The following is a 24,193-nucleotide window of genomic DNA, read 5'->3' as shown; positions in this document are numbered from 1 at the left end:
TTATTATCATCATTGTATGGTCAAGCTTGCAGGTTTAGTACAGGTTTGCTTGCTGCGAACGCGTGCCGGACATAGCAAAAAATGCATGTCCCGCCGCAAATTAAGCGCTTTGACGTTCGCATGGGTCAGCGGGAAGAAGGTCACAATATTTGTACTAATCGTTCTGACCGTATCTGATTAAATGTGATGGAGGGAACCTGATGACCGTACATCTCGCTTCGCTTATACTTCGGACCGTGCTCATGTATATTACCGCGTTTGTTGTCATGCGCATTATGGGAAAAAGAGAGATCGGGGAGCTGTCCATCTTTGACTTGGTCATTTCAGTCATGATTGCCGAAATCGCGGTATTCGCGATCGAGGATATGAAACGCCCCCTGTATGAAGGCATTGTTCCCATGATTACTTTGCTGCTAATACAAATGGCGATTGCCAAAGTGTCTTTGCACAGCCGGGGGGTGAGATCTCTGTTTGACGGCAAGCCCAGCGTAATTATTCAGGACGGCCGGATCAACCGGGAGGAGATGAGAAGGCAGCGTTATAATCTTGACGACCTGCTCATGCAGCTGCGAGCCAATAATATAGATAATGTGGCGGATGTTGAATTTGCTGTACTCGAGACTAGCGGCCAATTGAGCGTTATGCCCAAAAAAGAGGCGGCCCGGAGCGGACGCTACGAACAAGGCAGCGCTGCAGCCGAGCGAGCCAGCAAACCGGTGGTTCCTAGAATAAGATATGAAGAAATTCCTTTGTCCCTCATTATGGATGGCAAGGTTCAGGATCGCAATTTGGAGCAGATCGGCAAAACGCGATTTTGGCTGAAAAATCAAATTCAAGCCAGGGGCGTCAAGGAATTCAAGGAAATATTTTTTTGTTCCATCGATCATCAAGGGAAGCTGTATATCAATTTGATGCAGGACCCGTAGCTAGCGGAACCATCTTCGCAGCAGCGGCAGCCGGCGGAGATCCTGAAGATCGATCAGTCCCATGGCTCCCGCCAGCACGAGATACAGCAGCCCCGAAATAGACGCGGCTAAGACAAGCTGAACTTCCGGAAGCGGGCTGATCGGCAGTTCGTGATAAATATAAGTGGCCGCAGCGGCCATGATGATCATTCCGCAAATCACTTTGATAACATCGAGATAGGGAATACGATAGCGCAGTTCTCGCGATACGCTGTAGCCATGCAGCAGCGTCACGACAGCAAAGTTGGCGATGATGGCGATGATCGCTCCGTAAATGCCTAAGCTTGGATTGGATGCCAGATAGAGGATGAGCGATATTTTGATAATTGCTCCGATTAAGGTGTTCAGCAGAGCGCGTCCCGGCTTGTCGAGCGCTTGCAGGGCAGCCTGCAGGGGCGATTGGGCGTATAGGAACAGGGCGAACGGGGCCATGATTTTGAGCATTCCGGCGATATCTGCATTGTTATATATAAGCAGGCATAAAGGCTCGGCTAAGACATACATCAACGCCGCGAAGGGTCCCCCCGTAACGAGAGCCAGCCGCAGAGATTGATGGAGCCGCAGATGGATCGTGCGCATATCCCCACGTGCCTGGGCCTCAGCCAGAGAAGGAACGAGGGAAACGGCGAGCGACGATGTGAGCGCTCCTGGCAGCAGCAGCAAAGGGATTACCATACCTTGCAGCGACCCATATTGGGCTGTGGCAATCGCCGTAGTAATGCCGGCTATGGCCAGGCTTTGAGCGGTGGTGATCGATTCCAGCAAATAAGACAGCGAGCCGACGAGGCGGCCTCCTGTAACCGGTACTGCTATCCGGAGAATGCGCTTCAAGGTAGAGAAAGACCAGCGTCCTGGATCCGGGTTCAGGCTTGATCCCTTACCCGGATCCATAGCCGGGGCTGCGGCTGCTCCCGCCGGCGGCGCCTTTATCTCTTTACGGCGGGCGCGCCAATAGTGCCATAGAATGACCGCCATGCCGACCACTTCTCCGGCGGCTACGCCGAGCATCGCCCCGGCGGCTCCATATGCAACGCCCATAGGCAGCATCAGATAAGAGAACCACAGCACGCATATGATCCGTCCTATGGTTTCCATAATTGATGAGCTCGCGGAAGGAATCATGTTTTGCTTGCCTTGGAAATAGCCGCGAAATACGGAGGACACGGCGACAATCACGATCATCGGGCTCATGGCGAGAAAGGTATGGTATACCCGGGAATCCGGCAGGACATAGCGGCTGATCCACGGCGCGCCCACCAGGCTGACGATGGTAAAGATCAACCCCGCCCCTGCTGTAAAAACCAGGCTCGTCCGCAGTATTGCCGCCGATCGGCCTAGCTGGCCGGACGACTCCGCTTCCGCGATCAGCTTAGCGACGGCTAGAGGTATGCCCCCGGTAATGATGGTGACCAGAACGAGGAAGAACGGGTACCCTAACTGATAGAGGCCCACGCCTTCGGCGCCGATGATTCGGGGAAGAAGGATGCGGGGAATGAAGCCGAGAATGCGATTGACGATACCCGCGACAAGCAGGATCATGGTCCCTTGGATAAAGGTCTGTTTATTCAAAATGATTCCCTCTTTCCCGGAATAAGCATTTTACTATGACGTCTTGTCTGATATATTTATGAATATGCAGAACCTGTCCGGATTCATGACAGCTCTTTTTTGCCAAGCGTCTGGAGAACCGTCAATCAACCGGAACAAGGAAGCAGGAATCACGGAAGAAGGATAGAATTAGTTTAATGACAGCTCACCTCGCAGGAAAGGGGCATCATGAAATGGATCATCAGGAATTCGCCGATAAGCAGTTAAATGAAACGATCGAAGCTCTATGCCGCAGCAAAGTGGAGGAATTCCGGCTTATCGGTTATGAGCATGTAACCGTATCGGACATTTGGAACTGCGTCAGTCATAAATATGAGAAAGAAGGATACCCCGAACTTCATCAATTGGTCAACGATATCCTTTCGCTCAAATCTACCCAGTTCATGAACTATATGACGTTATCTGCATTTCGTGGGTCCCGTTTCTAGGAAATCGGGATTTCTTTTTTTATTCTCTAGGGAAGAGTTAATAAAACCGACAATATTTGATAAATTGACGCTCTTTTCCTGCATCGCTATAATAGGAATATTGAGAATTCGAAAGGGGAACGAGGTACGGGATGAAAAGACTCATCGCATTCATAACCGTCGTGGTCGTCTCAACGGCAATCATGGCTTGGACAAGCCCTGGTCTGCTTCGAGATGTACATCTTGGCCTGGATTTGAAGGGCGGATTCGAGATTTTGTATGAAGCCGAGCCATTTGAAGCCGGAGCAAAAGTTACGAAGGAGTCACTGCTCAAAACGGCCCAAAGCTTAGAGAAGCGCGCTAATCAGCTTGGTACAAGCGAGCCGGAGGTCACAACGGAAGGAACGAACCGGATTCGTCTGAAACTGGCTGGTGTTACCGACGAGAATGAAGTCCGAAAGCTAATGAAGAAGCCATCGACTCTGACGTTCCGCAGCAAGGATGGAACGGAGACGAGTCCCGAGCAATTTAACAAAATTGAATTGGTCGGCACTGACTTTGTCGAAGGAGGAGCATCCGTACAGTTCAATCAGCTGAACCAGCCGGAAATCGCCATCAAACTGAAGGATAAGGAGAAATTCGCCAAGGTTACCGAGCGGCTGCTGGGTAAGGAACTGGCTATTTTTCTCGATGATGAATTGTTGTCCGCCCCTGTTGTTCAGGCTGTGTTAAGAGACGGAAATGCTTCGATCAGCGGGAACTATACTCGCGAAGAAGCGAATGATTTGAAAGATGAGATTAACCGTGGGGCCCTGCCGCTTAAATTAACGGAGAAATACTCGCAGAGCGTCGGTGCAACGCTAGGGAAGCAATCTCTCTATCAGACGATTCAGGCGGGTTTGGTTGCCTCTTTGTTCATATTGGTCTTCATGATTTGGTTGTATCGCGTCCCGGGTCTTCTGGCCAGCTTTGGCTTGATTCTGCACACTTGGCTGCTTATCGTGGTCTTTAATTTTGCTGACTTTACGCTAACCCTTCCGGGGATTGCGGCCATCGTCCTTGGGGTCGGCATGGCAGTCGATGCCAACATTATTACCAATGAGCGGATCAAGGAGGAAATGCGTCAAGGCAAGAGCATCCTGTCTGCCGTGAAGGCAGGGGGCAAACACTCGTTCCGGACGATCATGGACTCGAACATTACAACGATCATTGTAGCGATCGTAATGTATATTTTCGGGACCGGAGCGGTCAGAGGTTTCGCCCTTGTCCTGATCGTTGAGATCGTGCTCAGCATTGCCACCAATATTTATTTTATCCGTTTCCTGCTGAACCTGCTGCTTAAAGCGGGCAAGCTGCGGAAGCCGAAATATTTCGGTGTAAAGGAGAGTGAAATTGGTGAGCTTTAAAAATAAATTATTGAATTTGAATTTTGTGCACATTAGCAAGCGCTGCTACACATTTTCCATCATATTAACGATTATTGGCTTCATCTCATTGGCTGTGTTTGGCCTCAATTATAGCGTCGATTTCAAAGCCGGTTCCAATGTCGACATTTCGTTCACGAAGAACGTGACTTCAGAACAAATCGAGCCCATCCTGGAGAATATCGGGGTTCTGGAAGGATCGAAAATCACTCCGGGCGTAGACCGGATGTCGATCCGCTTCGATGAGGTGTTAAACGAAGATCAGGATCACCAATTGAAGGGCGAGATACTGAAGCTCGACAGCGGTGCATCTATGGAAATCAATACCGTTGATCCGGAAATGGCGAAGGAGCTGGCGGCAAATGCGATATGGGCCGTACTGCTCTCAAGCCTCGGGATTATCGTCTATGTCGGCATCAGGTTTGAATGGCGCTTTGCGATCGCTGCCATTATCGCCTTGCTGCATGATGCCTTTATGGTGGTGACGATTTTCTCCATCTTCCGCTTAGAGGTAGATTTGACCTTTATTATTGCGGTGCTCACCATCATTGGTTATTCGATTAATGATACGATTGTTATCTTTGACCGGATTCGGGAAAACCTGCGGTTTGCCAAACAGAAGACACGCCAGGATTTGATCGATCTCGTAAACAAGAGCGTATCCCAAACCATTATGCGGTCACTGTATACCGCTTTGACCGTATTTATTGCCGCTTTATTCCTGCTCCTGCTGGGAGGAGCGTCGATCAGGATGTTCTCGCTGGCCATGGTTATCGGGCTGCTGTTCGGGGCGTATTCCTCGATCTTTATTGCCAGCCCGCTGTGGTTTGTGCTTAAGAGCAAGCAAAAAAACAAACCGGCCAAAGCGTCCTAAACGACGGTTTGCCGTTTGCATGGCAGGAGCGAAGCCGCGTCTCGATGAAGGACGCGGCTTCGCCGTCTTCATGGTAATAACGTGTTTCAGGAGGGTTAATATGATTCGCGAACGAGCTGTACCATCTGATTCTGCCGCCTGGCTTGGCACTGCAAACAACGTCATCCTGGCCGTGTTCAAAGGAGTGGTCGGCTTGCTCTTTGACAGCCGAGCTTTGCTTGCGGACGCGTTATATTCCGCGGCGGATGCGGCAGCGGGCATCGCGGAGAAGGTTCAGCTTCCGCAAAGCGCCAGACAGCGGCTGAGACTTGGGCATGGGGCAGGCGGCCGCATGAAGGCGGAACCGCTGGCAGCGATTTTTTTCGCTGTATTCCTGTTTATGGGCGCTTTGCAAATGGGAGGCGCTTCAGTATCTACTATGGTTACCGGGAAGGCTGTTGCGCCTGGATTCATGGCTGGGGTGGCCATAGTCGTCTCGATTGCTTTAAGAGAGATCGTATTTCAGCTTCAGTATCGCCAAAATCTCAAAAAACCGGGTAATGCCTCGAAATCCTTTATCGAAATGCACAGGCATTCCCTATACACTTCCATTATTGTTCTTCTCGGAATTTTTGGGGCGATGACTGGGGAAGCGTGGGATATACCGTTGTTGTTGTATGCCGACCCGGCTGCCTCTATCGTTGTTGCTTGCCTTGTCCTATGGAAAGGGTATCGGCTGATCGTAGGAGCCGTGTACGGCCAAGAGGAGGCGAAGGCAGAGGACAAGTCTGCATTCATTGAAACCGTTCAAAGGGTGCATGGGGTCATCACTGTAGACGAACTGAAATTGCATGGCAGCGGCCATTATATATCCGTCGCAGTCATTATTAGCGTGAATCCGCGGATTTCCGTATTGGAAGCCAATCATATTGCGAATCGCGCCAAAATACTGCTGATGAATCGCTTTTCCCAGGTGAGCGACGTAAGTATACAAGTTATGCCTTATGATCCGGGCTATCCTTACAAGAGTAACTACGAAGGATCGAATAATGATCTGCCTACGCTGCTGCAATAAAGAAAAATGCGCGCAAGTAGGAGAGAAGGAAAGAAGGTGCTGTCAGGTTGCTTCATCCGAAGTACCGTTGGGTTGGTCTACATAGCGACGCGGAAGCCGCTTCGCTGCTGGCTGAGCAGGCCGGCATACCGAAGATTGTGGCTTCCCTGCTGTTAAGCCGTGGAATTCAAGACGCTCAGGAAGCACGTCATTTTCTGCAGGGAACCATGGAGGATCTGCATGATCCTTATTTGCTGAGCGGCATGCAAGAGGCAGTTGCACGAATCAGGCGGGCTGTAGAGCAGGACGAACAAATTCTGATTTATGGTGACTATGATGCGGACGGCGTATCTTCCACGGCTCTTATGGTCTGCTTGATGCGCCATTTGAATGCCCGGTTTGAGTATTATATTCCTCACCGCTCCAAAGAGGGGTATGGGCTTCATATCTCAGCTTTGGAGCCATTCGTAGAACGGGGCTTCACGCTGGTGATCACCGTCGACACAGGAATTAGTGCGGTAGAGCAAATCGCGTACGCCAATGCGGCAGGGATGGATGTTATCGTTACCGATCATCATGAGCCTCCAGAAGTCCTTCCCGAGGCTTACGCGCTCGTCAATCCCAAATTGCCTTATTGTAAATATCCGTTTAAGGGCCTTGCCGGCGTCGGGGTAGCCTATAAGCTGGCGACTGCCTTACTTGCCGATGAGACCCCTGCTGCCTGGACGGAGCTGGTTACACTGGGAACGATAGCAGACTTGATGCCGCTTACAGATGAGAATCGTATACTAGTAACGAACGGATTAAAGGCGATGGCTTATTCCAGTTTTCCAGGGATCACGGCTTTAATGGGGGCGGCGGGTTACGCAAAAAGCGAACCGCTGACCATGGTATCCTCGACGAACGTAGCGTTTGGACTTGCACCCCGCATCAATGCAAGCGGGAGAATGAGCCATGCGAATCAGGCTGTTGCCCTGTTAACGACGCAAAGTATTGAAGAGGCTGAGAAGATTGCTGAGGATTTGGACATCCTGAATAAGGAACGCCAGCTGCTGGTGGACAGCATCGTTCAGGAAGCGATTGCCCAGTTGGCCGGCAAAGAGGCTGAGGGGGCCTTACCGGGTGTTATCGTGTTGGCTGGCGAGGGCTGGAACCCGGGAGTCATCGGAATCGTGGCCTCTAAAATACTGGACCGCTATTATCGGCCAACCATCGTTCTTGGCATAGACCCGGAGACCGGAACATGCAAGGGCTCCGCTCGTTCCATCCCCGGACTGGACATTTATGAGGCTCTAACTCACTGCAAAGGCCTGTTGGATCACTATGGAGGGCATCCCTCGGCAGCAGGAATGACCTTGCACCGCAGCCAGCTTGCAAAGTTGGAAGAGCAGCTGAATGAGTTCGCTGCCGGCGTGCTTTGCGAGGAGCATTTCATCCCGGTGATGTATACGGATTTGGAGTGCCGCTTATCGGATATTTCCTTGCCGGTCATTGAGCAGTTGGAGAATCTTGCTCCGTTCGGCATGGGGAATACCTGTCCAAGATTGCTCATTCGCGGCGCCAAGCTAGTGGAAAGGCGTTCGCTAGGCAAGGAAGGCAAGCATATGAAGCTTGTCCTCAGCCAGGATGGAACAATCATGGAGGCGGTGGCATTCGGGAAGGGAGAGCTGTTATCCCAGTTAACCGAAGAGGCCCGGATCGATGTCGTGGCTGAAGCCAGCATCAATGAATGGAACGGTTCCCGCAAGCCTCAGCTAATGATTCAGGATCTCGCTGTACCGCATATCCAGGTGTTTGATTACCGGGGGGCAAGCCATCCTGTAGTGAAGATGAATGAAATCCGCAGACAGCTGATTGAGCAGCAATCGCTTGAGCAGCGAATGATCGCCGTCGTCGCGGTCAAAGACTCGGAATTGACGAAAAATTATGAATTGAACGATACCCCTTGTTGGATATATGATAAGGACGTTGGCGTAATTCCTGGCAATACGGCCGCTCAGCTGAACGGGCAAAACAGGATGGATATAAAAATATTGTTTGTTCTTGAACTGCCCGAGTCCTTCGGCATATGGCATAAGATGATGGGGGCATTCGCCTCGCTAGAGAGAGTGTACCTCTTCCACCCGGCAAGGGATCGGCAAGAGGCGATTCTTCCGCCGTCCCGGGAGCAATTCAAACAGATCTATGCTCTGCTCAAGCAGCAGGTTACGGCTGCGGTGCCAGAGGAAGAGCTGATTCCTAGCCTTATGCGGCGCACCCGCCTGTCACGGCGGATGCTTGTGATGACGCTGGAGGTTTTCGAGGAATTGGGCTTCATCCATCGTGATATGGGTAAGTTAACGGTGATCCAGGCTCCCGCCAAGCGGGCTCTGGACACGTCTCGCCGCTACCTGGAGCTTGGAGAGCTGGCTGAAATGGAGCAGATCCTCCATCATGCCGGAATACCGCAAATTACGCAGTGGCTAATGACAAATCAGCAAAACGTATCTTAGCTATTCCTTTTTAATTTCATAGATATGCTGTTGTTATGCGCTAACTACTAGGAGGAGATTGCATTGGATTTCAAAGAGTACATTCGCGTCATACCCGATTTTCCCCAGCCGGGAATCAGCTTCAAGGATATTACGACCTTGCTGAATAACGGAGAGAAATACCGCGAAGCGATTAACGAGCTTAAGAAAATGGTGTCAGATTTAAAGATTGACCTGATCGCCGGGCCGGAAGCGCGCGGCTTCGTGGTGGGCGCTCCTTTGGCTTATGCCCTTGGCGTAGGGTTCATTCCGATCCGCAAGAGCGGAAAGCTGCCGTATAAGACGATCGAAGTCGGTTATGACCTGGAATACGGTTCGGACCGCTTGGCCATGCACAGCGATGCGGTCAAGCCGGGACAGAACGTATTGATCGCCGATGATTTACTTGCTACGGGCGGGACGATCTCCACTTCGGTGCAGCTCGTTCGCGAGCTTGGAGGCAATGTGGTAGGAACCGCGTTCTTAATTGAGCTTAGCGAGTTGAACGGCCGCGAGAAATTGCCGGGCATCGACGTGTTCTCGCTATTACAGTATTAAGATTGGCAGGCCATAGCATAAAGACATTAAAGACATCCTTGCGCGGGATGTCTTTTTATATGCTCCATTTGCACGGTGGAAAATAAAGTAATTTTTACGAAAATGAATGAAGTCGTTTCGTACCATATTTTAGGGCGATTTCTAGTAGTTTCGACTTATTTAGTTAAAAATTAACAGTATTTTCTTGACCTGGATGTTGCCAAGGATTAACAATAGGGGTGTATAAGTCATGCATACAGACGATTAACCATCATTTTAACAGAGGAGGATATCATTGAAAAAGTTACTTTCGTATGTACTCGTATTGGCCGTTGGCATGTCAATGTGGGTGACAAATTTGAATGCGTTCTCAGGGGAGGTTCCCGTAGGTAGGGGCTCTTATTCGACTGTACTGCCTCCGGGAGCGACGGACGCACCGTCCAGTATATACAAAACTTCCAGCGTGGCCGGAAAAATGCCTACGAATGATTGGTGGAGCAGTTTGGCTTGGAGCACTCATTCTGAAGCTCAGTATCCGCATCCGTTGGCAATGAAGCATCAGGAGGATGGCATCCGCATTTATTATCCGGGAGCTAGAGTTCACGCATTGCCAGGATTCGTCGCGGGCTGGATGAATGATATCCATGATTTCACGGTCAGCCATTCTGCAGTCGGCGCCTTTCCGGATGCTAAGGTAGATGGCTTCAGTGACTGGTTTGTGAAGGCGCTGTATCAGCAAGGGAACAATTCGATGAGCGTATCCTACGGACATGGTTCGCCTTACGTGTATTTCACCTTTGCGGGAGGGGATCCAAAGCTTAAATTTTATACCCCGCCAACGGTCTGGTCGGGAGATAGCAGCAGCGCCGTTCTCGGGATTACGATTGAAGGCGCGCATTACGGCTTATTCGGAGCAGCGGGCAGTACTTGGAGCGGCATTGGGAGCAACACGCTGACGAATCAATTGAACGGCAAAAACTATTTCTCGATCGCAGTGCTTCCGGACAATTCTGTGCAAACCTTGAATAAATTCAAGCAATACGCCTATTCCCATATTACCGATACTAAAGTGAACTATACCTATAATGAAGCGACCAGTGAAGTCACGACGACCTTCACGGCAAGCACGGCAGCCAAAGAAGGCAATCAATCGGGAACCATATTCGCGCTGTATCCGCATCAATGGAAAAATTCATCTGCGGCTACACTGGCATATTCGTACCCTTCTGTTCGCGGCCAAATGAAGACGGTGGAAGGAACGAGCTTTCAGACGAAGATGAAGTTTAACGGCGTTCTGCCGTCGCTCCCGGATCTCGGGTATTATGACAAAAATGTTCTCAACCAGTATATAAATGAGGCTGCCGCTGAGCAGTTTTCCGGCACTGCGGATACGTACTGGACAGGCAAACGTTTAGGGAAGCTGGCCGTACTCGCGCCGATCGCCGATCAGGTCGGCAACACGGCTGCCGCAAGCCAGTTCCGCTCGGAAATCAAGAGCCGTTTGGAGGACTGGCTGAAAGCAAGTAATGCATCCGGCAACTTGAAAGCCTCCAATGTATTTTATTACAACAATAACTGGGGAACCGTCATCGGTTATCCCGACAGCTATGGGACGGCTAACGAGCTGAATGACCATCATTTCCACTACGGTTATTTCATTAAGGCGGCGGCTGAGATTGCCAGAACGGATAAAGATTGGGCCAGCGACGCCAATTGGGGCGGAATGATCAAGCTCCTTATTCGCGACATCGCGAATGTTGACCGTTCGGATTCGATGTTCCCGTATCTGCGCAACTTCGATCCTTATGCCGGCCATTCCTGGGCTTCCGGACATGCCAACTTCGGGGACGGCAACAACAACGAGTCATCGTCAGAGGCGATGAATGCCTGGGCAGGGCTCATTCTGTGGGGCGAGGCTACTGGGAACAAGACGATTCGCGACGCGGGAATTTATCAATATGTAACCGAAATGAATGCCATTAACGAATACTGGTTCGATGTGCATGACACCAACTTCCCTGCCGGCTTTACCAAGGAGACGGCAAGCATGATTTGGGGAGGCAAGACGGTGGGCGACGCCACCTGGTGGACAGGTAACCCGACTGAGGTTCATGGCATTAACTGGCTTCCCATCACGTCCGCATCGCTCTATTTGACGCAATATCCGCAATATGCGGCAAGAAATTACAATGCGCTGTTATCGGAAAGCGGCGGCAATTTCAGCCCGTGGGAAGATCTTGTATACATGTACCGGGCCATTTCTGATCCTGCGGATGCCAAAGCTAAATTTAATGCTCGCGTATCGCAGTTGATTCCGGAGGCCGGCAACTCCAAAGCGAATGCGTACCATTGGATTTATAGCTTGGATGCGTTAGGGCATGCTGACCCGTCGGTAACCGCGAACTATCCAATTTATGCCGTATTCAATAAGAACGGAATCAAGACCTATGTCGTCTATAATATGACGAATAGCGTAAAAACGGTTCAGTTCTCTGACGGCCATCAGGTGACGGTGCAGCCGAACAGCTTTAATATCGGCAATGGCGGCGGCAACAACGGAGGTAACAATGGAGGGGGCAGCGGAGACGGAGACGGTAATAACGGGGACATCGTCACGGATGATTATACCGTTAGAGTAAACCGCGCCTCGGGATCGGAAGTTAAGATTGTCTTCGTTCCGAAAACGCCTGCGCTCTACGTGGATATTCATTACACGGTGTCTGGCGGGCAGCAGCTGAATTACCGGATGACGAACAATAACGGCAGCTGGGAGCAGGTCATTGGAGGACTGCAGGGCGGAAACGTCATCGATTACTGGTTTACTTATGAGAAGTCGGGGCCGCAATATGATTCGCCGCATTACACATTTACCAACTAAGAATCAATGAAAAGGACGCCATACAAATCTGCTTACGGCAAAAGAAAGGCCGAGCCAGGGATCGCCTCCCTGCTCGGCCTTTCTTAGTACCCAATATTGCATTGTTCTTGGATTAATGCGCTTCTTCCTTATCATTGGATAGGCCGAGCACTTCGATAAGCTTGAAAAACAGACTCATCACAATGCCTACGATGGTAGCTAAGGCCATCCCCTTCAGCTCGACATCGCCCATTTTCAGCGTTGCTCCGCTTAGACCGATGACGAGGACAATGGTGGCTAACAGCATGTTCGTCGGCCGGGAGAAATCGACTTTCTGCTCTACGAAAATCCGCAGACCGGAAGCGGCAATGACCCCGAACAGCAGAAGCGATATTCCGCCCATAACCGGTTTTGGAATATACGCGATGATAGCGGAAAATTTACCGGAGAACGAGAGCAGGATCGCGAAGATGGCCGCACCGCCGATCACGAAGATCGAGTAGACTCTCGTCAGCGCCATGACGCCGATATTTTCTCCATAGGTTGTATTTGGTGTTGAACCTACGAATCCGGACAATACGGTAGAGATTCCGTTACCGAGCAAGGAGCGGTGCAGGCCCGGATCTTTGGACAAATCTTTGCCCACGATGTTGCTTGTTACCAGCAAGTGTCCGATATGCTCGACGATAACGACCAGCGCTACCGGAATGATCGTAATGATGGCGGACACACTCCATTTTGGCGTCGTTACGGTCGGCATGGAGAACCAAGGTGCAGCTGCAATGGCCTCCTTGTCTACCACACCCAAGATATAAGCCAGACCATATCCAACGACGATACCGATGAGGATGTGAATGATTTTAGGGAATCCGCGGAACATGACGGCTCCCAGCATAGTGACCCCGAGTGTAACGAGGGACAGCATAATTTCTGTCGGATTCGGCGTCCAGGCCTTGGTCGGGTCTGAATTAATCAGCCCAGCCATGCCGGCGGCAACCGGGATCAGTTCAAGCCCGATGAGCGCGACGATCGCCCCCATGGCAGCCGGAGGGAATACAATATCGATCCAGCCGGTACCAGCTAGTCGAATGAGCAGCGAGACCGCGATGAAAATTAAGCCTGTCACGATAAAAGCGCCAAGGGCGTAAGAATAGCCTGTACCCGGATGAGCAGCCAGAACTGCGAGTACCGGGGAGATGAAGGCAAAGCTTGATCCGAGATAAGCGGGGATTTTCGCTTTACAGATCAAGATATACAGCAGCGTACCGATCCCGTTCATAAGCAGGATCATCGCCGGGTCGACGCCGAAAATATTCGGTACAAGCACCGTGCTGCCGAACATGGCAAAAAGGTGTTGCATACTCAGCAGAACACCAGGCCCGAAGGGAACTTTCTCATTAACTTGAATTTCACGTTGCAAACAGGGTCACTCCTCTAAACGTTCATATTTAGTTATCCTTACTAGGATAATGACTATGTTCGCAATTTTCAACAGAAAATATTATATTTTTCAAATAATTTAATGAAAAAGACCCAAAGTTCGCCACGCAGCGAGCTTTGAGTCTTGCCAAAGGCGCGGATAATCGCGGATTAATCGATTATTCGAAGGATTCGCACATAAGCGGCCAGCCTACTTGAAATTGTTCGCCTGCTGCTCAGCGAAATCGCCGATAAAAGGCAGTTTGAACCATCTTCCCTGCAGCGCCATTAGCATCAGCACGATCCACAGCACAAAAGAAAGCAGGCCGACGATAAGGGAGCCGATCCAGCCGATGAACGGGATCCAGGAAAAAAAGATGTTGGCAACGGTCAGCAAGCCGAATACGAGGACTGATTGCATGGCGTGGAATTTGACGAAGCTGCTCTTCTTCTCCAGGACTAGAAAGATGATTCCCGTAATGAAGCTTAGCGCATAGCATAGAAGACCGGCAACCTTGGGATCGAGATTAGTCGATGAAGCGTCGATGTGGGGCTCGTTCATTAACAGCAAAACCTCCTTGAAAATATGAATATGTATGCAACTAAAAGTAAGATATTCGATGCCTTAGAAACTAATTCCTGTTTAATCTACAATTTTTTTATTTCAATATATAAGCTGAATCATGAAATAAATGCGGGGCTAGTACGATATAGGTTCATAAGAGGCAGAAATCTGGTCACAAGTGCGACTACAAGCTTATACTTCCGAAGCAGCTTTCTGTATCATTGCTTTCCGTCTCCTCGGAATCGGTTTTCCTTCGCCTGCATTCATTTTTTTAGCTCATCTTTATATAAATTGCGTAAACTAAGCTGAGTTGTTCATCTGTGTCCAACACTAAGATGCCGTGTACTAAGCGTGCTGAACACTAAGATGCCATGAAATAAGCTAAGCTGTGTCATGCATTAAATGGAATTCATGTATCTAAATGTGCCCAAAACGAAGGTATCAGGGTATTAGTTGGATTGTCTGCACCTAATTTCAAGAATCCAGCCCCTAGTCGCCATTTCCCTACATCAAAATACATGAAATACATTTAAATTTAACTTCCCTTCCTTGCCAAGGAAACTAAATGCTAATAATCCATTTATATAAGCCGAACTATAAAAAGAAATGCGGGGCTAGTACGATATAGGTTCATAAGAGGCAGAAGCATTCCATTTTTTAGTTTATCTTATATAGTTTTATGCATGTTCATCCAGGCCAATGGTTGACGTAAGAGGGCGCAGCAGTCATAATTATAGGAAATCAAAATCGGGCGAAAAGTGCCCTTTTATACGTTGCTATACAGTCTTATTTTATATAGAAAGGAAACGAATCGGATTCAATGGGCATAGAGCGATTACTCGAAAAGGCGTCTATCTACATTAAAGAACCGGATCTCAAGCGCATTCGGGAAGCATACGACTTCGCGGAACAAGCCCATCATGGCCAGCTGAGGAAATCCGGTGAACCTTATATTCTGCATCCGCTGGCGGTTGCAGAAATTGTCGTGGGCATGCAAATGGATGCTCTTTCTATTATTGCAGCCCTGCTTCATGATGTCGTTGAAGATACGACCGTTTCCTTGCAGGAAATCCATGATCACTTCGGCAGCGATTGCGCCATGCTTGTAGATGGGCTAACGAAGCTGGAGCGCATCAAATTTCAATCCAAGGAAGAACAGCAGAACGAGAACTATCGAAAAATGTTTATTGCCATGGCCCAGGACATCCGGGTCATCGTTATTAAGCTTGCGGATCGTCTCCATAACATGCGGACCTTGAAGTTCCAGTCCGAGGAGAGCCAGCGCCGCATTGCTTATGAAACGCTGGAGATTTTTTGTCCCATCGCCCATCGGCTGGGGATTTCGGCGATCAAGTGGGAGATGGAGGATATCTCCCTGCGCTATTTGAATCCGCAGCAATATTATCGGATTGCCAATCTGATGCACAAGAAGCGGGCGGAGCGGGAGGAATTCATCAAAAATGTCATCGCCCGAATCCAGGAGAAGCTGGATGAAATGGGCGTTGAGGCCGAGCTGTCCGGCCGGCCGAAGCATATATACAGCGTATATAAGAAGATGACGACGAAGAACAAGCAGTTCAATGAAATCTACGACCTGCTCGCCATTCGGATCATCGTGAACAACATCAAGGATTGTTATGCAACCCTGGGGATCATTCATACCCTTTGGAAGCCGATGCCGGGGCGGTTCAAGGACTATATTGCTATGCCGAAGGCAAATATGTACCAATCCCTGCATACGACCGTTGTTGGGCCTACAGGAGAGCCTACAGAGGTGCAAATCCGCACCAAAGAAATGCACCGGACCGCAGAATTTGGGATTGCCGCCCACTGGGCTTATAAGGAAGGGACGGAGGCTGGCACGCCGGAGAACAAAATGACGTTCTTCCGCGAGATACTGGAGCTGCAGCATGAAGCCAAAGACGCATCGGAGTTCGTCGAGTCGCTGAAGATGGACTTCTTCTCTGATCTTGTCTTCGTCTTTACCCCTTCGGGTGAAGTCATCGAGCTGCCATCGGGGTCGGTGCCGCTCGATTTTGCCTACCGTATCCATACCGAAGTGGGCAACCGGACGATCGGCGCGAAGGTGAACGGACGGATCGTGCCGCTAGATCACAAGCTTAAAACCGGCGATATCGTCGAAATTCTGACCTCAAAGCATTCCTACGGACCAAGCCAGGATTGGCTCAAAATCGCTCAGTCCTCCCATGCCCGCAGCAAAATCAAGCAGTGGTTCAAGAAAGAGAAGCGGGAAGAGAATGTGGACAAGGGACGCGACGCGATCGAGCGCGAACTGAAACGCGCGGGTCTTGACCCGGCACAGTGGATGACAGAGGATAAGCTGCTGGAAGCAGCGAAGAAATACGCCTTCAACGATGTGGAGGATATGCTGTCGGCCATCGGATTCGGCGGCATTACCGCATCCCAGATTGTGACGAAGTTGACAGAGAAGCTGCGCAAAGAGCAAGAAGAGGCGGAGCAGATCGAGCTGACTTCCGAAGTCAAGGAAGTAAAGGCGCCGGAGGAACGGAAATCCCGCCCAACGAACGGCGTCGTCGTCAAAGGCATCGACAATTTGCTCGTGCGCTTTGCCAGATGCTGCAACCCGGTGCCGGGGGACGATATTATCGGCTACATTACCCGGGGGCGCGGCGTCTCCGTTCACCGCAGCGACTGCCCGAATATTCCGACGGCAAGCGATGGGGAAGAGGCGGCGCGCGTCATCGAAGTGGAATGGGAAAACGCGGTGGAAGCGAACTACAGCGTTGACATCGAAATTACCGGACATGACCGCCGCAACTTCTTAAATGAGGTGCTTCAAGCGGTCTCGGAGAGCAAGACGAATATTTCCGCGGTCTCCGGACGCGCGGACAAGAATAAGATGGCGTTAATTCATATGACGATCCTGATTCGCAATACCGACCATCTCCATTCTGTTGTGGAGAAGATCAAACGGGTTCAGGATGTGTATACCGTGCACCGCATTATGCAGTAATCTCGGAGCAGGAACGGAACTAAAGGAGACATGAATCGATGAGAGTTGTTGTGCAGCGCTGCAAGGAAGCGAAGGTTACGGTTGACGGTACCGTGATTGGTTCGATTGGCCAAGGCCTTATGCTGCTGGTCGGCATTACGCATGAGGACACGGAGAAGGAGGCGGCGTACCTGGCGGACAAAATCGCCGGACTGCGGATTTTTGAAGATGACGAGGGCAAGATGAATCGGAGCGTAACCGATATTGGCGGAGCTATTTTATCGGTCTCCCAGTTTACGCTATACGGGGATTGCCGCAAAGGCAAACGCCCGAGCTTCATTGCCGCGGCCAGGCCGGAAACGGCGGAGCCGCTGTATGAACGGTTCAACGCTTTGCTTCGGGATAAAGGGCTGGTGGTCGAGACGGGGGAGTTCGGGGCTGACATGGACGTTCAGCTGACGAACTGGGGCCCTGTAACATTAATGCTTGAGAGCCAGCAGCCGTCCAAGACAGAAACGCCGTAGCGCGCGATTTGGAATACGATTTCTCCTTTCAGGGCAATCTGAAAGGGAGATCGTATTTTTTGTTTTCCAAAATAAAAAAGCACAACCGCTATAAAGGGAGTTTACTTCATGCGACAGTCGCTGAAAGCTTCACAATGGCGCCAGCCTCCGCTGATTCCTGCAGGGGACCGGAGCGAAGCCTCCATGCTGTCCCGGGCAGCCAGCGCCGAGGAGCACGAGTGGATACATTTGGAGTTCAAACCGGGAAGGGCGTTAATCCCTCGGCCGGGTAGCTAGAGCCAATCGGCTCTATTTTGCTTTGTTATAAAAAATCGCGTTGTGGGTAATAACTTCCCAAGAGAGAAATTTTTTGGAAGGAGAGGACAGCCATGAGCAAAGTAGCCTTTTGGCTGGCTAACGGCTTTGAAGATTCGGAGATGCAGGTTCCATACGACGAGGTGAAGAAGGCGGGCCATGAAGCGGACATTATTGGCCTCAAAGCAGGGGAGACACTGAAGGGAAAGCAAGGCAAAGCTGAATATCAGGTGGAGAAAGCTATTGCTGACGTCAAAGTGGCAGATTATGACGCCGTAGTCATCCCCGGCGGGTCGTCTCCGGAAAATCTTCGCTTGAACGAAGGGATACTGCAATTTGTCAAAGAGGCCAATGAGGCCAAAAAACCGATTGCTGCGATTTGCCACGGCCCGCAAATCCTGATCAGCGCGAATTTGCTGAAGGGCCGGACGATAACGTGCTATCCGCCGCTCAAGGACGATATGATCAATGCGGGAGCCGAGTTTAAAGATCAGGAAGTCGTGGTCGACGGCAACTATATTACTTCACGTACGCCTGAAGATGAACCGGCATTTGTGCGCGAAATACTGCAGGCGCTGAAGTAAGCGGGAAACCAGTCTTATCCGGTTCAGTGACTCCATGTGACGAAGGAGAGATCGATATGGCCAAACATATTCAAGCTTATTTTAAAAGTGAGGATCAGGCGGAGGGAGCCAGGACGAGCTTGCTTTCGTTCGAGACGGAGCAGGTTGAAGTCGGACGCCTGGAGCAGTCGATTGGAAGGGACGCGAACTTCCTTGTTCCCTTCGTCCCGGTAAGCAACAGTGCAGCAGGAGGAACTTACGGTGCCGTAGGCTATCCGGGCGCTGCCGGCGGGCAAGGCTTCGTGCCGGTCGTCATGACAAACAGCACTATCGCTGATGGCGGCGGTGATCATGAGGAAGCGATGGCGCGAAAAGAGAGGGATGAAGCGGATCCGGTGATGGATCTGAATGATTTCGGCGATGAGGATTACGACAGCCTGCAATATGTGCTGAGCCTGAAAGTCCGGGATCAGGATTACGACGCTGTCGTTCATAAATTGCGCTCCCAAGGTGCTTTTGTAGCTAAGCTTGATGAATGATAACGCTGAAATAAATCGCTTTCGTTTATGTAATATAACTGTAATATTACTTTCATGTTCTTTTAACATAGCCTGTTTATAATAACAGCATGACCCCCTTTTAAAATATATACTTTTGGACCTGCACCCCGTTGGTAGCAGGTCTTTTTCTTGATTAAAGCTTGACTTTGTGCTTAGCGTTACTTAAAATCTAAAAATATACGCAAAATTCTTTAATACATTTATTCGATGACGGGAGAAAGTAATTCAGCCCCACATCCACAGAGAGGAATCCCGGCGTGAGGGATGCATGCTGTTTCAAGCCAATGCTTGGAGCCTTGTTTCCGCCCATGGCTGGCTGGAAGGATTCCGGTGATGATTGAACGAAAGACTTCCCTGAGAACCGGCGGCGAAATGTAACAGAGTAGCCGAGCGGCGCAGGCGGGCGTTAACCGCATAAAGCGAAGGGCCATAGGCATAGCGCAAGAAGGGACGGGTTTACTCCTGTTACCGGGCTATAGTCAAGGCAGTCGGAATGTGGGTGGCACCACGGGTGATTCGGTAAGCGATCTCTCGTCCCTGTTTGGATTCATGAACAGGACGGGAGTTTTTTTATTTTCACAGCATCAGTAAGATAGTTGGATGGAGGGATAGACATGGCTTTTCAAAAGCCGACAGGTACACAGGACATACTGCCTGGCGCTGTCGAGAAGTGGCAATTCATTGAAGAGAAGGCCAGAGATTTGTGCCGTCGCTTCAATTACAAGGAAATTCGCACGCCGATCTTCGAACAAACGTCATTGTTCGAGCGTGGCGTCGGGGAAACGACGGATATTGTCGAGAAAGAAATGTACACGTTCATTGACAAGGGCGACCGCAGCATGACGCTTCGGCCTGAAGGAACGGCGGGAGTCGTCCGCTCTTATGTAGAGAACAAGCTGTATGGAGAGCCGGACGTAACGAAGCTGTATTACATCGGTCCGATGTTCCGTTATGAGCGTCCGCAGGCGGGACGCCAGCGGCAGTTCCACCAATTCGGGGTGGAAGTATTCGGCGCTGTCGATCCGGCGATTGACGCCGAGGTTGTGGCGCTTGGATATCAGTACTGCCGTGAGCTTGGCCTGCAGGAGGTCAAGGTAGAGCTGAACTCGGTCGGCAATCCGGCGAGCCGGGCGGCCTATCGCGACAAATTGCTCGGTTTCCTCATGCCGATGAAGGACAATCTGTGCAAGGATTGTCAATCCCGGATCGAGCGCAATCCGATGCGCGTGCTCGATTGCAAGGTGGATCAGGAGAAATTTGCCGATGCCCCTTCGATTCTGGACAGCCTGGATGAGGAATGCACGACGCATTTCGCCAAAGTGCAGGAGCTGCTGACGGCGATGGGCATTGAGTATACGATCAACCACCGTCTGGTTCGCGGACTGGACTATTACACGCATACCGCGTTTGAATATAAAGCCCAAGGCATCGGAGCGATCGATACCATTGGGGGAGGAGGGCGTTATAACGGCCTTGTCTCCGAAATCGGCGGTCCCGACCAGCCGGGTATCGGCTTTGGCATCGGTCTTGAGCGGATCGCGCTCATTCTCGAGAAGCAAGGTGTCAACTTCTCTGCGGAGAAGCCACTCGATGTTTACCTGGTCGCTCTAGGCGAAGCCGCCGACAAGGAAATTTCGACACAGCTCTTCAAGCTGCGTCAAGCCGGCTTCTCGGCCGAGCGCGACTACCTGGGCCGCAAAATGAAGGCGCAGATGAAATCCGCCGACCGGATGAAAGCCCGCTACACCGCCATCCTCGGTGACGACGAACTGGAGCGCGGCGAAATTGCTCTTAAGTCGATGGAGACCGGCGAGCAGCGCACCGTCAAGCTCGCTGAGCTTGCGAACGAGCTGAAGTAAGCAGCAGTTAGCTTCGCACTAGTGTGAGCGAATCCCCGCAGGGGACAGCGTCCACTAAGCACGGAGCAGAAGTGAGGGCCGCAAGCCATGCTGCAAGCAGAAGTAGCCCTGCATCTTAGCAAGCGTATCTCCGCAGGAGAGAGCGCAGCCCACAAGAAGTACTGCTCTGCACCACAGCGAGCGAATCCCCGTGAGGGGAGAGCGCCCACCAAGCACGCAGTACCGCCAAAACGCACTCCCGCAGCAGTTATCGCCCAATCGCAGGAGCACCGGCGTAAAGCAGGCCCGTCAGGGCGGCAAGCGGCTGATAGCACCATACCATGCCCGGGTGAGCCGAAAGCAGAAGCACTATGCAGCGTGTTTGCCAGGTAACCCAGGAGCGCCAAAAGTAAGACGTACCCGAAGGGGGAAAAGCGTTCCCCGCACCGACCTCAGCGCATTCCCGAAGGGAACAGCGACTGCAGGAGCACCTCTTCACCTCCTACGTTACTCCAGTTTGCGGGAGTCCCGAGGGCAGCGAGCCCTTGGGGGCCCTCCCTTACGGTAAGGGAGGGTTTGGGAGGGTTGAGACCCCAATACTATTAATGAAGGAGCCATAAATTCATGAATCGTACTCATCATTGCGGATCGCTTAGCGCCGCTCACATTGGAGAAACAGTAATTCTGAACGGCTGGGTGCAGACCCGCCGCGACCTCGGGGGCGTTCTGTTCATCGATCTCCGCGACCGCAGCGGCATCGTGCAGATCGTATTCAACCCGGACTATTCCGGCGAAGCGCTGGAAATCGCCGATAAAGTACGCAGCGAATACGTCCTTGCCGTGAAAGGGAAAGTAGTCAAGCGGGATCCAGAAACGGTCAACCCGAACCTGCCGACTGGCGAAATTGAAGTGCAAATTTCCGAAATCGAAGTATTGAACGCGGCTAAAACGCCTCCGTTCTTCATTGAAGACGGCATCGAAGTGGACGAGTCGATCCGCCTGAAATACCGCTACCTGGATTTGCGCCGTCCGGAAATGCAGCAGACATTGATGCTTCGTTCCAAAGCAGCGAAGGTATTCCGCGATTTCCTGGACGGGGAGGGCTTTATCGAGGTAGAGACGCCAATCCTGACGAAGAGCTCTCCGGAAGGCGCTCGCGATTATCTCGTACCGAGCCGTGTACATGCCGGCGAATTTTTTGCCCTGCCGCAATCGCCGCAGCTGTACAAGCAGCTGTTGATGGTCAGCGGAGTGGAGCGCTACTACCAAATCGCCCGCTGCTTCCGCGATGAGGACCTGCGCGCCGACCGGCAGCCGGAATTCACCCAGGTGGACATCGAGACCTCCTTCCTGTCCCGCGACGAACTGCTCGACATGATGGAGAGACTCGTTGTACGTCTGTTCAAAGAAACCAAAGGAATCGACATTCCTACGCCGTTCCAGCGTTTGAGCTATGCTGACGCGATGGGCAAGTATGGCTCTGACAAGCCTGATCTGCGCTTTGGCCTGGAATTGATCGAAGTGAACGATATCGTATCGACCTGCGGGGTCAAAGTGTTCTCCTCCGTTATCGAGAAGGGCGGCGAGGTTAAAGTACTTAACGCCAAGGGCTGCGGTACATGGAGCCGCAAGGAAATTGACGATCTTGGAACGTATGCGGCCCGCTACGGCGCGAAGGGGCTTGCCTGGATTCAAGTGAAGGAAGGCGAATTCCGCGGACCCATCGTTAAATTCTTCTCCGAGCAGGAAATCGAGGCGCTGAAAGAGCGTACAGGTGCAGAGGAAGGCGATCTACTGCTCTTCTCCGCCGACACCAAGAAGGTAGTTGCCGACGTACTTGGCAATCTGCGTCTTAAAATCGGCCGCCAGCTTGGCCTGATCGACGACAACGTGTACAAATTCGCTTGGGTTGTCGACTTCCCGCTGCTTGGCTGGGACGAAGAGCAGAAGCGTTATGTCGCTGAGCACCATCCGTTTACGCGCCCTCGTGACGAGGATATCGCTCTGTTCGATACCGATCCGGGCAAAATTCTGGCCCAGGCCTATGACCTCGTACTGAACGGCTACGAAGTCGGCGGCGGTTCGATGCGGATCTACAAGCGGGAAGTTCAGGAGAAAATGTTCAAGGCCATCGGCTTGTCCCCTGAAGAAGCTCAGGAGAAATTCGGCTTCCTGCTCGATGCCTTTGACTATGGTACTCCACCGCATGGCGGCGTAGCCTTCGGTTTTGACCGTCTTGTCATGCTGCTGGCCGGCCGCAATAACCTGCGTGAAACGATCGCGTTTCCGAAGACGGCGAGCGCGACAGATCTGCTCATGAATGCCCCGTCTGAAGTGGATGCGCCGCAATTAGAGCAGCTTCATATTAAATTGGCCGTGAAGCCGGCTGAAGATAAAAAACAATAATTCATTCGCTAGAGACGGGTACTGCCTCCTGACAGGAAGCCGTAGCCCGTTTCTGCTTCATAAAGGAGGATTGCGGGAAGTATGCTGCATCAGTTTTCACGGACAGAGCTGGCGATCGGAGCAGAAGGTCTTGAAGCCTTGAAGAACAGTACGGTAGCGGTGCTTGGCATCGGCGGAGTCGGCTCGATTGCCGTAGAGGCGCTAGCCCGTACGGGAGTCGGACGCATCATTCTGATCGATAAAGATGTTGTCGATATTACGAATATCAACCGCCAAATCCATGCCCTGACTACGACGATCGGGCAGAAAAAAGCGGATTTGATGTGCGAGCGGGTTAAGCTCATTAACCCGGAATGCGAGACGATTGCGCTAAATATGTTTTATACGGAAGAAACCTACGAGCAGCTGTTCCAATATGACATCGATTACGTATTGGATGCCTCGGATACGATCATGTACAAAATCCATCTCATCAAAGAATGCCTGAAGCGAAAAATTCCGATGCTGTCCAGCATGGGCGCCGCGAATAAAATGGATCCGACCCGCTTCCAGGTAGCGGACATTTCGAAGACCTCGGTCGATCCGATGGCTCGCGTCATTCGCACGAAGCTCCGCAAAGACGGCATCAAGAAAGGGGTTAAGGTTGTATTCTCCACGGAGGATCCGGTCAAACCTCGCGAGGATGTCACTAAGAAAATTGCCCCGGAGGGCGCGAAAATCCGCAAGGCGAAGCAGCCTCCGGCCAGCAACTCGTTCGTTCCGCCCGTCGTCGGCCTCATTATGGTCAGCGTAGCCGTCCGGGAACTGCTCGAAATCAACGGAATCAAGATTTAAT

Annotated in this window: 20 protein-coding genes; 17 read left to right on the top strand and 3 right to left on the bottom strand. The window is 51.3% G+C overall.

Annotated elements, in window-relative coordinates; translation table 11 throughout:
• The first annotated feature begins 200 nt into the window (after positions 1 to 200).
• The gene (locus QNH46_RS18245) at positions 201 to 926 is read left to right on the top strand and encodes a DUF421 domain-containing protein (RefSeq protein ID WP_283925523.1); all 726 of its coding nucleotides are present in this window, start codon (positions 201 to 203) and stop codon (positions 924 to 926) included.
• Here QNH46_RS18245 and spoVB read toward each other — a convergent pair whose 3' ends face one another.
• The gene (gene spoVB, locus QNH46_RS18240) at positions 927 to 2,534 is read right to left on the bottom strand and encodes a stage V sporulation protein B (protein WP_283925522.1); all 1,608 of its coding nucleotides are present in this window, start codon (positions 2,532 to 2,534) and stop codon (positions 927 to 929) included.
• 212 nt (positions 2,535 to 2,746) lie between these two features.
• On the opposite strand from spoVB, the gene QNH46_RS18235 reads away from it, so the two are divergent.
• The 7 genes from QNH46_RS18235 (at position 2,747) to QNH46_RS18205 (ending at position 12,236) form a co-directional block, all read left to right on the top strand.
• Positions 2,747 to 3,001, top strand: a complete 255-nt coding sequence (locus QNH46_RS18235; protein ID WP_283925521.1) for a post-transcriptional regulator — start codon at positions 2,747 to 2,749, stop codon at positions 2,999 to 3,001.
• A gap of 131 nt (positions 3,002 to 3,132) precedes the next feature.
• Complete coding sequence (secD, locus tag QNH46_RS18230; protein ID WP_283925520.1) at positions 3,133 to 4,386, top strand: protein translocase subunit SecD; 1,254 nt, start codon at positions 3,133 to 3,135, stop codon at positions 4,384 to 4,386.
• On the top strand, positions 4,376 to 5,278 hold the full coding sequence (secF, locus tag QNH46_RS18225; RefSeq protein WP_283925519.1) for a protein translocase subunit SecF: 903 nt from the start codon (positions 4,376 to 4,378) through the stop codon (positions 5,276 to 5,278). Before secD ends, secF begins: the two co-directional genes overlap by 11 nt.
• 100 nt (positions 5,279 to 5,378) lie before the next feature.
• Positions 5,379 to 6,332 carry a cation diffusion facilitator family transporter gene (locus tag QNH46_RS18220; protein WP_283925518.1) on the top strand — a complete coding sequence of 318 codons (954 nt, stop codon included), beginning with the start codon at positions 5,379 to 5,381 and terminating at the stop codon, positions 6,330 to 6,332.
• 47 nt (positions 6,333 to 6,379) lie between these two features.
• Positions 6,380 to 8,803 (top strand): single-stranded-DNA-specific exonuclease RecJ, encoded by a 2,424-nt coding sequence (gene recJ / locus QNH46_RS18215; RefSeq protein ID WP_283925517.1) that lies wholly within the window; start codon positions 6,380 to 6,382, stop codon positions 8,801 to 8,803.
• A gap of 63 nt (positions 8,804 to 8,866) precedes the next feature.
• Positions 8,867 to 9,379, top strand: a complete 513-nt coding sequence (locus tag QNH46_RS18210; protein WP_283925516.1) for an adenine phosphoribosyltransferase — start codon at positions 8,867 to 8,869, stop codon at positions 9,377 to 9,379.
• Between the two features lie 274 nt (positions 9,380 to 9,653).
• The gene (locus QNH46_RS18205) at positions 9,654 to 12,236 is read left to right on the top strand and encodes a glycosyl hydrolase (protein ID WP_430691846.1); all 2,583 of its coding nucleotides are present in this window, start codon (positions 9,654 to 9,656) and stop codon (positions 12,234 to 12,236) included.
• A gap of 112 nt (positions 12,237 to 12,348) precedes the next feature.
• Here the strand turns inward: QNH46_RS18205 and uraA are convergent, their stop codons facing one another.
• Together uraA and QNH46_RS18195 are read right to left on the bottom strand one after the other, a co-directional pair.
• Entirely contained in the window at positions 12,349 to 13,635 is a 1,287-nt protein-coding gene (gene uraA / locus QNH46_RS18200; RefSeq protein ID WP_283925515.1) for a uracil permease, read from the bottom strand.
• A 210-nt stretch (positions 13,636 to 13,845) separates the two neighbouring features.
• Positions 13,846 to 14,196, bottom strand: coding sequence for a DUF4870 domain-containing protein (locus QNH46_RS18195; protein ID WP_213589565.1), 351 nt, complete (start codon positions 14,194 to 14,196; stop codon positions 13,846 to 13,848).
• A gap of 823 nt (positions 14,197 to 15,019) precedes the next feature.
• Between QNH46_RS18195 and QNH46_RS18190 the strand changes: the two genes are divergently transcribed.
• From QNH46_RS18190 to QNH46_RS18150, 9 genes are all read left to right on the top strand, one after another.
• On the top strand, positions 15,020 to 17,194 hold the full coding sequence (locus tag QNH46_RS18190) for a RelA/SpoT family protein (RefSeq protein ID WP_283925514.1): 2,175 nt from the start codon (positions 15,020 to 15,022) through the stop codon (positions 17,192 to 17,194).
• Positions 17,195 to 17,232: 38 nt separating this feature from the next.
• A complete protein-coding gene (gene dtd, locus QNH46_RS18185; RefSeq protein ID WP_283925513.1) occupies positions 17,233 to 17,697 on the top strand; it encodes a D-aminoacyl-tRNA deacylase in 465 nt (154 codons plus the stop codon).
• A 108-nt stretch (positions 17,698 to 17,805) separates the two neighbouring features.
• Positions 17,806 to 17,973: a hypothetical protein gene (locus tag QNH46_RS18180; protein ID WP_283925512.1), complete on the top strand. Its 168-nt coding sequence runs from the start codon at positions 17,806 to 17,808 to the stop codon at positions 17,971 to 17,973.
• Between the two features lie 92 nt (positions 17,974 to 18,065).
• Entirely contained in the window at positions 18,066 to 18,575 is a 510-nt protein-coding gene (locus QNH46_RS18175) for a type 1 glutamine amidotransferase domain-containing protein (RefSeq protein WP_283925511.1), read from the top strand.
• Between the two features lie 56 nt (positions 18,576 to 18,631).
• Positions 18,632 to 19,093: a hypothetical protein gene (locus QNH46_RS18170; protein WP_283925510.1), complete on the top strand. Its 462-nt coding sequence runs from the start codon at positions 18,632 to 18,634 to the stop codon at positions 19,091 to 19,093.
• Between the two features lie 635 nt (positions 19,094 to 19,728).
• A complete protein-coding gene (hisS, locus tag QNH46_RS18165; RefSeq protein ID WP_283925509.1) occupies positions 19,729 to 20,973 on the top strand; it encodes a histidine--tRNA ligase in 1,245 nt (414 codons plus the stop codon).
• A gap of 87 nt (positions 20,974 to 21,060) precedes the next feature.
• Positions 21,061 to 21,345 (top strand): hypothetical protein, encoded by a 285-nt coding sequence (locus QNH46_RS18160; RefSeq protein WP_283925508.1) that lies wholly within the window; start codon positions 21,061 to 21,063, stop codon positions 21,343 to 21,345.
• A 231-nt stretch (positions 21,346 to 21,576) separates the two neighbouring features.
• A complete protein-coding gene (gene aspS / locus QNH46_RS18155) occupies positions 21,577 to 23,358 on the top strand; it encodes an aspartate--tRNA ligase (RefSeq protein WP_283925507.1) in 1,782 nt (593 codons plus the stop codon).
• An 81-nt stretch (positions 23,359 to 23,439) separates the two neighbouring features.
• Entirely contained in the window at positions 23,440 to 24,192 is a 753-nt protein-coding gene (locus tag QNH46_RS18150; protein ID WP_055105145.1) for a tRNA threonylcarbamoyladenosine dehydratase, read from the top strand.
• Position 24,193: the final 1 nt, after the last annotated feature.

This window comes from Paenibacillus woosongensis (assembly GCF_030122845.1).
GTDB lineage: Bacteria > Bacillota > Bacilli > Paenibacillales > Paenibacillaceae > Fontibacillus > Fontibacillus woosongensis_A.
The sequence above is the reverse complement of the archived record's forward strand: the minus strand, read 5'-3'. Positions and strand labels throughout refer to the sequence as shown.

Bases quoted from the DNA above. Each gene is read 5' to 3' on its own strand.
- QNH46_RS18245 (WP_283925523.1), top strand. From the start codon at position 201: ATGACCGTACATCTCGCTTCGCTTATACTTCGGACCGTGCTCATGTAT.
- QNH46_RS18235 (WP_283925521.1), top strand. From the start codon at position 2,747: ATGGATCATCAGGAATTCGCCGATAAGCAGTTAAATGAAACGATCGAA.
- secD (WP_283925520.1), top strand. From the start codon at position 3,133: ATGAAAAGACTCATCGCATTCATAACCGTCGTGGTCGTCTCAACGGCA.
- QNH46_RS18220 (WP_283925518.1), top strand. From the start codon at position 5,379: ATGATTCGCGAACGAGCTGTACCATCTGATTCTGCCGCCTGGCTTGGC.
- QNH46_RS18195 (WP_213589565.1), bottom strand. From the start codon at position 14,196: ATGAACGAGCCCCACATCGACGCTTCATCGACTAATCTCGATCCCAAG.
- QNH46_RS18190 (WP_283925514.1), top strand. From the start codon at position 15,020: ATGGGCATAGAGCGATTACTCGAAAAGGCGTCTATCTACATTAAAGAA.
- dtd (WP_283925513.1), top strand. From the start codon at position 17,233: ATGAGAGTTGTTGTGCAGCGCTGCAAGGAAGCGAAGGTTACGGTTGAC.
- QNH46_RS18180 (WP_283925512.1), top strand. From the start codon at position 17,806: ATGCGACAGTCGCTGAAAGCTTCACAATGGCGCCAGCCTCCGCTGATT.
- QNH46_RS18175 (WP_283925511.1), top strand. From the start codon at position 18,066: ATGAGCAAAGTAGCCTTTTGGCTGGCTAACGGCTTTGAAGATTCGGAG.
- QNH46_RS18170 (WP_283925510.1), top strand. From the start codon at position 18,632: ATGGCCAAACATATTCAAGCTTATTTTAAAAGTGAGGATCAGGCGGAG.
- hisS (WP_283925509.1), top strand. From the start codon at position 19,729: ATGGCTTTTCAAAAGCCGACAGGTACACAGGACATACTGCCTGGCGCT.
- QNH46_RS18160 (WP_283925508.1), top strand. From the start codon at position 21,061: ATGCTGCAAGCAGAAGTAGCCCTGCATCTTAGCAAGCGTATCTCCGCA.
- aspS (WP_283925507.1), top strand. From the start codon at position 21,577: ATGAATCGTACTCATCATTGCGGATCGCTTAGCGCCGCTCACATTGGA.
- QNH46_RS18150 (WP_055105145.1), top strand. From the start codon at position 23,440: ATGCTGCATCAGTTTTCACGGACAGAGCTGGCGATCGGAGCAGAAGGT.